The sequence below is a fragment of the Clostridium sp. AWRP genome, assembly GCF_004006395.2.
In the GTDB taxonomy this organism is placed as follows: Bacteria; Bacillota; Clostridia; order Clostridiales; family Clostridiaceae; genus Clostridium_B.
In genome coordinates this window covers 2,721,664-2,733,901 of record NZ_CP029758.2, presented here as the reverse complement: position 1 = coordinate 2,733,901, position 12,238 = coordinate 2,721,664, and the positions used below count along the sequence as shown (strand labels likewise).

Genomic DNA, 12,238 nt, shown 5'->3' with positions numbered 1-12,238 from the left:
TAAAATGCAAACTAATGTTGACTTTGCAAAATGAATCTGATATCATTAAATCGTAATGAAATAATTTAAAAATTAAGTATATATCTATTGGCTGGTGAAATATTCTATTCTGATTTTTGGTAAATAGGAACATGTATTAATATGTAAAGTGTAAACATTTGCTTAGATATATATTACAAATAAAATTAGTTAATACAGGAGGAAAAAATGAAATGCAAAGATAATGCTTTAGAAGATGTTATTGATTTACATATCCATACTGCACCTGATATTAGAGAAAGAAGGTTAAATGACATTGAACTAGTAAAGGAAGCAAAGAGAGTTGGTGCACGTGCTGTTGTTTTAAAATCACATGTAGTACCTACAATGGATAGAGCATGGATTGCACAACAATTAGTTAAAGGAATTCATGTGTTTGGTGGAATTGTTTTAAACCCTCAAATGGGAGGACTGAATATTGCAGCAGTAGAAAATGCTATTAAAATGAATGCAAAAATTATTTGGTTACCAACGTCATTTGCTGCTAATGAACGTAAACAAAAAGGAATGTCAGATGGTGTTGAAGTAATTAATAATGGACAGATTGTTTCTGAACTTGTAGAAATTTTAAAGTTAATTGCAAAGCATAATGTTGTTCTGGCTACAGGTCACTTATCGCCATATGAAATTAGAGTGGTTGTTGAAAAAGCAAAGGAAATAGGTGTAAAGAAAATTTTAATAAATCACCCTGAATGGCCTACTGTAGATATGTCTTTGGATGATCAAAGAGCACTAATAAAATATGGGGTGTATTTTGAAAGATGTTACGCACACCGTGTAAATGGTAAATATGAGAAGAATTTTTCAATAAATTTGAGAGCAATTGAAAGTTTAGGATATGAATCCACAATCATATCCACTGATGGAGGCCAGGTTGAGAATCCTGTGTGGAGTGAAGAATTATACGAGTATATATCGTTTTTGAAAAATTCAGGATTATCTGAAGAAGCTGTTAATAATATGACAAAAATATACCCAGCAAAAATGTTAGGTCTTGATTAGGCAGTAAATGAAATTTTATTACATTATGACAGGGAGGAAATTATGATTAAATTATATGACGAAGGTGCATATTTATTAAATGGAGAAGAATTGTACTTTGACAATAAAGAATGCAATGAAAAACTTAAAGCAAAATTAGGAAAAGATTATGTTAACAAGGAAGAAGCTAAAAAACAAACTATAACTTATTCTATACTGCAGAATCATAATAAATCAAAAGATAATGTAAACTTAAATATTAAATTTGATGCTCTTGCTTCTCATGACATCACTTTTGTAGGAATTATACAAACATCTCGTGCCAGTGGGCTTACAAAATTCCCAATACCATATGTGCTTACTAATTGCCACAATAGTCTCTGTGCTGTTGGTGGAACAATTAATGAAGACGACCATTTATTTGGATTATCTGCTGCAAAGAAATATGGAGGAATATATGTTCCACCTCACTTAGCGGTTATTCATCAGTATATGCGTGAGATGATGGCAGGTTGTGGAAAGATGATTTTAGGATCAGACAGTCATACCCGTTACGGAGCACTTGGTACAATGGCAATAGGTGAAGGCGGCGGAGAACTTGTTAAACAACTGCTGTCTCAAACATATGATATATCCTATCCTGGAGTTATAGGAATTTATTTAACAGGGAAACCACAAAAGGGTATAGGACCACAGGATGTTGCCTTGTCTATAATTGGTGAAGTATTTAAGAATGGCTTTGTTAAAAACAAGGTAATGGAATTTGTAGGACCTGGAATAGAAAACTTATCTGTAGAATACAGAACTGGCATTGATGTAATGACTACTGAAACTACATGTTTGACTTCCATATGGAAAACTGACAGCAAAGTTTGTGATTACCTTGAATTACATGGAAGAAAAGAGGACTATAAAGAATTAAATCCTGGAAGTGCTGCATATTATGATGGAATTGTATATGTTGATTTGTCAAAAATAAAATCTATGATAGCAATGCCTTTCCACCCAAGTAACGTATACACTATTGAAGATCTTAATGCAAACCTTTATGATATATTGGATAAAGTAGAAAAAGATGCTAGAAGGAGAATGTCTAACAAAAATCTTGATTTTTCTTTAAAAGAAAAGATAAGAGATAATAGATTATATGTAGAACAAGGATGTATAGCAGGATGTGCTGGAGGTAACTATGAAAATATTTGTGAAGCTTCCAGCATATTAAAGGGAAAATCTATTGGAAATGATGAGTTTACATTAAATGTTTATCCTTCCAGTCAGCCTGTTTATTATAGCTTAGCTCAAAACGGAATTGCTGCAGAATTGATGCAGACAGGAGCAATAGTTAAGACAGCTTTCTGTGGACCATGTTTTGGAGGAGGAGATACACCTTCTAATAATTCACTCAGCATAAGACATACAACTAGAAACTTCCCTAATCGTGAAGGCTCAAAACCTAATGATGATCAGCTTTCTTATGTGGCACTTATGGATGCACGTTCAATAGCAGCAACAGCTGCTAACAAAGGATTTGTTACAGCAGCTACAGATTTAGATGTAGATTACAATATACCTAAATATTATTTTAATAAGACGATTTATGATAACCGTGTTTATAATGCTTTTGATAAAGGAAATAGTGATGTGGAATTAAGATTTGGACCTAATATAAAGAACTGGCCGGATATGCCTGAGCTTTCAGATAACTTAATACTAAAAGTGTGTTCTTTAATCAAAGATCCTGTAACTACAACAGATGAATTGATACCTTCAGGAGATACATCTTCTTATAGGTCAAATCCATTAAAGCTTTCAGAGTTTACACTATCGCGTAAGGATCCTGAATATGTTGGAAGATCAAAACAGATTCAAAAATCAGAAAAAGATAGACTTGCAGGAAAGTCTCCTTTTGATGCAAATAGGGATCTAGAAAAAGTATTTAGTGTAATAAAAGAGGAGTTTGGCAATATAAATACAAGTAATACAGGTATAGGAAGCATGATATATGCAGTAAAGCCTGGAGATGGTTCTGCTAGAGAACAGGCAGCCAGCTGTCAAAAAGTTTTAGGCGGATATGCTAATATTGCAAGAGAATATGCTACTAAAAGATATCGTTCAAATTTGATTAATTGGGGTATACTTCCTTTTGTTATGGAAGATGAACCACAATTTGAATGCGGTGATTATATATTTATTCCTAATATAAGAAAGGCTGTTGCTGAGAGACCATCTGAAATAGATGCTTATGTGGTAAAGGGGAGTCTCAAAAAGTTCAGTGTAAAAATTGACAAACTTACTGAGAAGGAAGTAAATATATTGTTAGATGGATGTTTAATAAATTATAATAAAACAGATAAATAATCTAGTGTAATAGATTTAATTGGTAATAAAAGTTTTAACAGAAATATTGTTGTGAACGATAAATGTATGATTAATATTTAGAATATAACTGAAAAGCTGCATTGGATGGAGGATTAACTTCAAGCTAATGCAGCTTTTTATTTAAAATACAATAAATTATTATTTTGAGGCAATTTTACAAAAGTCAGGAAGAAAATAGGGGTGCTCGTTGTGCATGATAACTATTATAAATCTTATGAAATCTGAAGTATTTTTAAGATGAATTAAGAAATACAGAAGATTAATAATATAGATACAGATAATAAGCATTGAGAATTTTTATTATATATGATTATATATATGTAATATAAATATTAGCACAGAATGTTGATAAAAAATAGTACAGATGGTAAATAAAACATTATAGAGTTTGTTTACACACAAGGGAGGAAAAAGAATTGGATAAAATTGTTTTTGGTGAAGCTAATAGATGTATTGGATGTAAAGTGCCCCAATGTAAAAAAGGATGCCCTGTAAGTACCCCTATAAATGAAGTAATAAAACTTTTTAAAGAGAACAAAATAAAGGAAGCCGGGAAACTTCTTTTTAAAAATAATCCCATGTCAGCTATTTGTTCACAAGTTTGTCCACATGAAAAGTTTTGTGAAGGCCATTGCGTGCTTGGTAAAAAAGGAACTCCTATAAAGTTTGGACTTATCGAAAAATATATATCGGACTTTTATCTTAATTTTATAACGTCAGCTGATATAAAAAAGTTGAATAAAAAAATTGCAGTAGTAGGATCAGGTCCAGCAGGATTGAGTATTGCTTTTATAATGGCAAGAAAGGGATATGATGTGACTATATTTGAATCCCATGAAGATATAGGAGGAGTTTTGAGATACGGAATACCTGCATTTAGACTTCCAAAAGATATTTTGGACAGGCTTAAAGATAAACTTTTCCATATGGGAGTTAAGATAAGGCCTAATACTCTTATAGGTCCTGTTATAACTGTTGAAGATTTGTTTAGGGATGGATACAGGGCGGTTTATATAGGAACAGGAGTGTGGAGCCCAAGGAACTTGGGACTTAAAGGAGAAACTTATGGAAATGTGAATTATGCCATAGATTATCTTAAGAATCCTGAGTCCTATAATTTGGGAGATAAAGTTGCAGTTATAGGTGCAGGAAATGTTGCTATGGATGCTGCAAGGACCATAATTAGAAATGGATCAAATGACGTAACTATAATTGCAAGAAGTGATGAAGAACATGCAGGAGCAGATAATATAGAAATCGATTATGCCAAACTTGATGGAGTGAAATTTCTCTATAAAATGGCACCAGTTGAAATAACAGATGATGGAATTAAAATAGTTCCAACTGAAGTATCATTTGATGAAAATACCGGAAAAAAGAAAGTAATGCTAAAAGATGAGGAAGAAAAGCTTTTTAATGCAGATTCTATAATAATTGCTGTAGGCCAGGGGCCTAAGGCAAATATAGTAAACAATTCTGAAGGAATAGAAGTGAATTCCAGAGGCCTTATACAAACAGATGATTCAGGAAGAACTACAAGGTCTGGGGTTTTTGCATCAGGTGATGTGGTAACAGGTGCCAAAACTGTTGTTGAAGCAGTAGAGGTTTCAAAACATCTTGTAAATGCTATGGAAGAATATATAAATACTATGGATAAAAGATTTGAAAATTCAGATAAAAATTAAAAAATATTTTTATTGAAATTCCATATCTTAAGGTGTATATTAATAATGTAGTAAAAAGTATATAAATTGGATGAATACAGTGCGAGATAACATCTAGTTGTTGACCGAAGAAGCAATGATATACCGCCACGGTTATATCAAAAACTTTCAGGTAAAGGGAGCGCTGTGGGACAAAACTCTGAAAAAGCTGCTAAAAAAGCAGTACCAAAGGTGAAAGATATGTAATATCGAAACTCTCAGGTAAAAAAACAGAGGATATGTGGACTATTGGGTAAATAGTCTCCATATCCTTTTTTAATGCGTAAAAATATGAAGGGGGTCTTATGTTATGGAAGAATTAAAGAAAACTCCGCTGTTTGATGCCTATAAGAAATACGGTGCAAAAATAATAGATTTTGCAGGATGGGATATGCCGGTTCAATTTGAATGCATAACAGCTGAACATCAAGCAGTGCGTAAAAAAGCAGGATTATTTGATGTCTCACATATGGGAGAAGCAGATATAACAGGAAAAGATGCACTAGAATTTGTTCAAAATTTAATAACAAATGATGCAGCTAAGATTAAAGAAAATCAAATATTATATACACCTATGTGCTATCCAGAAGGTGGAATAGTAGATGATATACTTGTTTATAAATTTACAAATGAGCACTTTTTTCTCGTAATAAATGCTGCAAATACGGATAAAGATATTGATTGGATGAAAAAAAATAAGGGAAATTTTCAGGTGGATATAAAAAATATATCTCCTTCAATTATACAGCTTGCAATTCAGGGACCAAATGCACAAAAAATACTTCAAAAATTGACGGATACAGATTTAAATAGCATCAAGTTCTATTTCTTTAAAAAAGATGTACTAGTTGCAGGAAAAAAGTGCATGGTTTCAAGGACAGGATATACAGGAGAAGATGGATTTGAAATTTACTCAGGGACTGAAAATGCAGAGTATCTATGGGACAAAATTCTGGAAACTGGTAAGGAAGATGGCATAAAACCAGCAGGACTTGGTGCAAGGGATACTTTGAGATTTGAAGTTAGCTTGCCTCTTTATGGAAATGAATTGTCTGACTCGATTACACCTCTTGAAGCAGGTATAGGAATTTTTGTAAAATTGGATAAGGACAATTTTATAGGTAAGGATGCTCTTGTAAAGCAGAAAAAAGAAGGACTAAAGAGAAAAATAGTTGGTTTTGAAATGAAGGAAAGAGGAATTTCAAGGCACGGATATGAAGTTTTTGCAGAGAATAAGAAAATAGGAGAAGTAACCACTGGATATCGCTCACCTTCTTTAAATAAAAATATAGGTTTTGCTTTAATTGATTCTAAATACGCACCCATTGGAACTTCTATTTCTATAAAGGTGAGGAATAAGCTTTTAAAGGCGGAAGTAGTTAGTAAAAAATTTTATAATAAAAATTATAACAAATAGCGGGGAGGATTTATAAATGAAAACTATAAAGGAATTATTGTATTCAAAAGATCATGAATGGATAAAAGTTGATGGGGACAAAGCTTATGTTGGCATTACAGATTTTGCCCAAGATTCTTTAGGAGAGATTGTTTTTGTTGAACTTCCTGAAGTGGATTCAGAATTCTCAAAAGGTGATGTATTTGGAACAGTCGAATCTGTAAAGGCAGCGTCAGATTTGTGCATTCCAGTTTCAGGTAAGGTATTAGAAGTAAATGAGGAACTTGTAGATAGTCCTGAGGGTCTCAATGAAGATCCTTATAAAAACTGGATAATTTCAATTGAAGTATCAGATGAATCGGAATTGAAAGACTTACTTGATGCAGCAAACTATGAAAAAATATGTGATAAGGAGTGATTTATATGCATCCTTATTTACCACTTACAGAAGAAGACAAGAAAATTATGCTGGAGAAAATAGGAGTAAGCAGCATAGATGATCTGTTTTCTGATATACCAGAAAGTGTTCGTTTAAATAGAAAATTGAATATAAATGATGGAATGTCCGAGCTTGAGGTGGAATCCTACATTAAAGACATTGCAAAATCAAATAAAAGCTTGGATGATCTAACCTGCTTTTTAGGTGCAGGAGTTTATGACCACTATATACCTTCTGTGATAAAGCACATAACGTCAAGGTCTGAGTTTTATACTGCCTATACTCCTTATCAAGCTGAAATAAGCCAGGGTACACTTCAGACTATATTTGAGTACCAGACGGTTATGGCTAATTTAACAGGTATGGAAGTTTCAAATGCTTCAATGTATGATGGAGCTACAGCTTGTGTGGAAGCAGCACAAATGGCTGCAAATGTGACAAGACGTAAAAATATAGTTGCCTCAAAAACTTTAAATCCTGAAGTTAGAAAGGTTCTTAAAACCTATTTGAGATTTAAAAATTTAAATCTAATAGAAATAGATGAAGCAGGTGGAGTTACTGATATAGAAAAACTTAAAGGCGAGATTAATAAGGATACAGCAGCAGTTATAGTTCAAACACCAAATTTTTTAGGACTACTAGAAGAGCTGCAGGATGTGGAGAAGTATGTTCACGATAATAAATCCCTTTTAATAGTATTTTGTGATCCTATTTCTCTTGGAGTATTAAAGAGTCCTGGAGAATATGGAGCAGATGTAGTTGTAGGTGAAGGACAATCTCTTGGAAACAGTATGAATTACGGCGGCCCTTATCTTGGATTTTTAATTACTACTAAAAAATATTTGAGAAAGATTCCAGGAAGAATTGTGGGTGAAACTACGGATTCAGAAGGTAAGAGAGGCTATGTACTAACACTTCAGGCAAGAGAGCAGCATATAAGACGTGAAAAGGCTTCTTCAAATATATGCTCCAATGAAGCACTAAATGCACTGACAGCACTTATATATTTAACTACCTTAGGTAAAAAGGGAATTAAAGAAGTAGCTTATCAAAATGTTCAAAAATCTCATTATGCATTTAAAAAACTTACTGAAAGCGGAAAATACAAAGCTGTATTTGACAAACCATTTTTCAATGAATTTGTAGTTGCTTCAAAAAATTCAGTACAAGATATAAATAAGACACTGCTTGAAAATAAAATATTAGGTGGATATGATGTTGAGAAACAATATCCTTCTTATAAAAATTCCATGCTTTTATGTGTCACTGAAAAGAGGACAAAGAATGAAATTGATAAATTAACTTCTGTATTGGAGGGAATTGAGTAATGAAAGAGTATAACAAACTTATTTTTGAACTTTCCAAAGAAGGCAGAAAGGCCTACTCCCTTCCTAAATGTGACGTACCAGAAGAAGGTATTGAAAAATTGCTGCCTGAAGAATTTATAGGCAAAGAGGAGCCTGAGCTTCCAGAAGTAAGTGAAGTAGATGTAATAAGACATTTTACACTGCTTTCTAATAAAAACTTTGGTGTGGATACAGGATTTTATCCTCTTGGTTCCTGTACAATGAAGTATAATCCTAAAATAAATGAAGATATGGCAGATTTTAAGGAGTTTACGCAGCTTCATCCCTATCAGCCAGAAGAGACTACCCAGGGAGCTTTAAGACTTATGTATGAATTAAGTCAAAAACTTGCTGAAATAACAGGCTTTGAAACTGTATCTCTTCAGCCGGCAGCAGGAGCTCATGGAGAACTTTCAGGACTTATGATTATAAAAGCTTACCATGAAAAAAGGGGAGATTTTAAGAGAAAAAAGATTATAGTTCCTGATTCAGCTCATGGTACAAACCCAGCTTCAGCTTCTTGTGCAGGGTTTAAAATAATAGAAGTGAAATCGGATGAAGATGGAACAGTGGACATTGAATCTTTGAAATCCATATTAAGTGATGAAGTAGCAGGACTTATGCTTACAAATCCAAATACACTTGGACTTTTTGAAAAAAATATTATGGAAATAGCAAAACTTGTTCATGAAGCCGGGGGACTCCTTTACTATGATGGCGCTAACATGAATGCCAATATGGGAAAGACAAGACCTGGAGATATGGGATTTGATGTATGTCATATGAACCTTCACAAGACCTTTTCCACACCTCATGGCGGCGGCGGACCAGGAAGCGGGCCTATAGGAGTTAAGAAGCAACTTATGGAATTTTTACCTGTTCCTGTAGTTTCTAAAGACGAAGATAAATATTATTTAGATTATGACAAACCTTATTCCATAGGAAAAGTAAGGAGCTTTTATGGAAACTTTGGAGTTATGGTAAAGGCATTTTCCTATATTTTGAGTATGGGAGCAGATGGACTAAGGGAAGTTAGTGAAGATGCAGTCTTAAATGCCAATTATATAAAGGAAAGACTTAAGGATTATTATAATATACCAATAGATACAGTTTGTAAACATGAATGTGTACTTGGCGGTTTGAAAGAAGATGAAAATGGAGTTACAACCATGGATGTGGCAAAAAGACTTTTGGACTATGGATACCACCCTCCAACTATATATTTTCCATTAATCGTAAAAGAAGCGATGATGATAGAACCTACAGAAAATGAAAAGTTGGAAACACTGGACGAATTCATAGACGATATGATAAGCATTGCAAAAGAGGCTAAGGAAAATCCCGACATAGTAAAATCAGCACCAAATACAACTATAATTAAAAGATTAGATGAAGTAAAAGCAGCAAGAAAACCTGTAGTTAAGTGGAATAAAGCTAAGTAGAGTTTCTAAACGAAAAATAAACTTATATAGAATTCCTAAGCAAAAAATCACCTTATATGCCTACATATAAGGTGATTTTTAAGTTAGAAAGTGTGGCATAAGTTTATTTTTAGCTAGAAAACTTGTATATTTAATTTTACATAGAGTGGGACCGAAGGCTGTAAATAAGTGACAATATAAAACCATGTTCAAAAAACGAACTGTAGTCAAAAAACGAACACTATTTTTTGATTGATTTGATTAAAAAATGAACATATATAATAAAAATATAAAAGAAACTACCTAATTTGGACATTTTAGACAATGGCATATATATTGCTTATAAATAAATAATGATTCTAAATTTAAATATTACTAAAACATTTGATTTTCATGGTAATTATATATAAGGTGAATTAGAAATTGTTATTATGACGGGGGGATTATAATGAATGCAGCTATTTGTAAATTGGGCAATGCAGTTGTATCTAAGCCGTATATAGAACATTCACATAGAAGATGTAAAGAGTTCAGTATTGATTCACACCAGGTATTTAGTAAAAAAATAATACATGATGCTGAATTACAGAAAAGATTTGCAGCTAACAGAAATTTAATATTGACTGCAGCACCTTATATGGAGCAGTTGATTAATTTTGTAAAAGGATTTAATTTTTTTGTATTACTTACAGACGGAGAAGGATGCATATTAAATGCATTAGGTGATGAAAAAATACTCGAAGAAGCCTTTTCTTTAAAAATGATACCGGGAGCTTTTATGAATGAAGAAAATATTGGAACAAATGCTATGAGTGTAGTTATAAAAAGTAAGCTGCCAGTTCAAATTTCTGGAGATGATCATTTTATTAATGCATATCATAGGTGGACGTGTTCTGCGGCACCTATAAAAGATAATAAAGGAAAACTTATAGGTGTATTGAATCTTACTGGATATATTGAGTTTGTACATTCCCATACCCTTGGTATGGTTATAGCAGCGTCAAATGCTATAGAAGAAATGCTTAAAGTAGAAGAGTACAATAAGATTCAAGATATGAATTACAAGCATATAAAAAATATATTTAATTCCAGCCCTGTTGCTATAATAACCTCGGATATAAATGGCAAGATAAAAATTTGCAATAAAAAGGCACAGGATATGTTTGGCATAAGGGGTAATAAGTTAGAGACAAACAATATGGAAGATATTATAGAAAACTGGAATAATATAAAAACACCTATATATTTAGGAGAAAGTACTTCAAAAGAAACAATTATGGTTGCACTAAGAAATAAGATTCAGTATCAAGTAACTACTAGTTCAATATACAATTGTGATGATGATAATATTGAGATAGTTTATGTTTTTGAGAAATTAAAAAAGGTAAATAAAAAAAATAATGGCCAGGCTTACTATACTTTTGGTAAAATAATGGGTCAGGATGAAAACTTTACAAAAGTAGTAAATTATGCAAAAAAGATTTCAGATAGTAAATCAACTATACTTATAATGGGGGAAAGTGGTACGGGAAAAGAAGTGTTTGCACAATCAATTCATAATTACAGCAGAAGGGTAGATGGACCATTTGTAGCTTTAAATTGTGGTGCCATCCCTAAACAGCTTATAGAGTCAGAGCTTTTTGGATATGAAGAAGGAGCTTTTACAGGAGCCAAAAAGGGAGGCAACCTTGGAAAATTTGAATTGGCAGATGGCGGAACTATAATGCTGGATGAAATTGGAGAAATGCCCCTTGATATGCAGACAAAGCTCCTAAGAGTTGTACAGGAAGGCGTAATAACGAGAATTGGGAGCTCAAAGTTTATACCTGTAGATGTAAGAATTATAGCTGTGACAAACAGAGATTTAAAAAAAGAAGTAGAAGCTGGAAGATTTAGAAAAGATTTATATTATAGATTAAATGTGCTGCCTTTATTCTTACCTCCACTTAGAGAAAGAAAGAGGGATATACCCCTTCTTATTCAACATTTTGTTAAGAATATAGCACAAAAGTTAAATAAAAAGGAGCCGGTTATATCAGAAGAATACTTGAAGAAAATGATTAACTATAACTGGCCCGGGAATATAAGAGAATTGGAAAATTTGGTTGAACTAATTATAAACACTGAATCCATACCAGCAGGTTATTTTACGGAAGAAGACTGTGATAATGAGGTACTTGTGGATATTAGTGATGAGTGTTTAAAGCTAGATTATATGGAAAAAGAACATGTAATTAAGGTATTGAAGAAGTTTAAGGGGAATATAACCCATTCAGCAAAAGCACTTGGTATAAGGAGAAATACTCTATACAGCAAGATAAAAAAGTATAATATACAAATGTAATATTTTTTATTCGAAAAAATATAGAGGGCTTACCAGCAAATATATTGTTGGCAGCCCTATAATTATGTTTTTATATGAGAAAAGAAAAAAATGACTAAAAATCGAACACTAATCAAAAAATGAACACCACTTTTTGATTACTTTGATCTAAAAATGAACACAACATAATAAGCATCATAAAAACACTACC

At 32.6% G+C, this 12,238-nt stretch carries 8 protein-coding genes and 1 riboswitch; all 8 genes read left to right on the top strand.

Annotation, left to right across the window (positions count from 1 at the left end; genetic code table 11):
• Positions 1-207: 207 nt before the first annotated feature.
• Complete coding sequence (locus DMR38_RS12410) at positions 208-1,041, top strand: DUF6282 family protein (RefSeq protein WP_127721617.1); 834 nt, start codon at positions 208-210, stop codon at positions 1,039-1,041.
• A gap of 42 nt (positions 1,042-1,083) precedes the next feature.
• On the top strand, positions 1,084-3,378 hold the full coding sequence (locus DMR38_RS12405) for a hydratase (RefSeq protein WP_127721616.1): 2,295 nt from the start codon (positions 1,084-1,086) through the stop codon (positions 3,376-3,378).
• 437 nt (positions 3,379-3,815) lie between these two features.
• On the top strand, positions 3,816-5,084 hold the full coding sequence (locus DMR38_RS12400; protein WP_127721615.1) for an NAD(P)-dependent oxidoreductase: 1,269 nt from the start codon (positions 3,816-3,818) through the stop codon (positions 5,082-5,084).
• 168 nt (positions 5,085-5,252) lie between these two features.
• A riboswitch (glycine riboswitch) is annotated at positions 5,253-5,346 on the top strand.
• Positions 5,347-5,412: 66 nt separating this feature from the next.
• Entirely contained in the window at positions 5,413-6,519 is a 1,107-nt protein-coding gene (gcvT, locus tag DMR38_RS12395; RefSeq protein ID WP_127721614.1) for a glycine cleavage system aminomethyltransferase GcvT, read from the top strand.
• A 16-nt stretch (positions 6,520-6,535) separates the two neighbouring features.
• Complete coding sequence (gcvH, locus tag DMR38_RS12390) at positions 6,536-6,916, top strand: glycine cleavage system protein GcvH (RefSeq protein WP_127721613.1); 381 nt, start codon at positions 6,536-6,538, stop codon at positions 6,914-6,916.
• A gap of 5 nt (positions 6,917-6,921) precedes the next feature.
• On the top strand, positions 6,922-8,265 hold the full coding sequence (gene gcvPA, locus DMR38_RS12385; RefSeq protein WP_127721612.1) for an aminomethyl-transferring glycine dehydrogenase subunit GcvPA: 1,344 nt from the start codon (positions 6,922-6,924) through the stop codon (positions 8,263-8,265).
• Positions 8,265-9,725 carry an aminomethyl-transferring glycine dehydrogenase subunit GcvPB gene (gene gcvPB, locus DMR38_RS12380; protein ID WP_127721611.1) on the top strand — a complete coding sequence of 487 codons (1,461 nt, stop codon included), beginning with the start codon at positions 8,265-8,267 and terminating at the stop codon, positions 9,723-9,725. The genes gcvPA and gcvPB overlap by 1 nt, the downstream gene beginning before the upstream one ends.
• A 427-nt stretch (positions 9,726-10,152) precedes the next feature.
• Positions 10,153-12,048, top strand: coding sequence for a sigma 54-interacting transcriptional regulator (locus DMR38_RS12375; protein WP_127721610.1), 1,896 nt, complete (start codon positions 10,153-10,155; stop codon positions 12,046-12,048).
• Positions 12,049-12,238 lie beyond the last annotated feature (190 nt).

What these genes read in the sequence shown, in the direction of transcription:
- gcvPA (WP_127721612.1), top strand. Translation starts at nt 6,922, where the DNA reads ATGCATCCTTATTTACCACTTACAGAAGAAGACAAGAAAATTATGCTG.
- gcvH (WP_127721613.1), top strand. Translation starts at nt 6,536, where the DNA reads ATGAAAACTATAAAGGAATTATTGTATTCAAAAGATCATGAATGGATA.
- DMR38_RS12410 (WP_127721617.1), top strand. Translation starts at nt 208, where the DNA reads ATGAAATGCAAAGATAATGCTTTAGAAGATGTTATTGATTTACATATC.
- gcvT (WP_127721614.1), top strand. Translation starts at nt 5,413, where the DNA reads ATGGAAGAATTAAAGAAAACTCCGCTGTTTGATGCCTATAAGAAATAC.
- DMR38_RS12375 (WP_127721610.1), top strand. Translation starts at nt 10,153, where the DNA reads ATGAATGCAGCTATTTGTAAATTGGGCAATGCAGTTGTATCTAAGCCG.
- gcvPB (WP_127721611.1), top strand. Translation starts at nt 8,265, where the DNA reads ATGAAAGAGTATAACAAACTTATTTTTGAACTTTCCAAAGAAGGCAGA.
- DMR38_RS12405 (WP_127721616.1), top strand. Translation starts at nt 1,084, where the DNA reads ATGATTAAATTATATGACGAAGGTGCATATTTATTAAATGGAGAAGAA.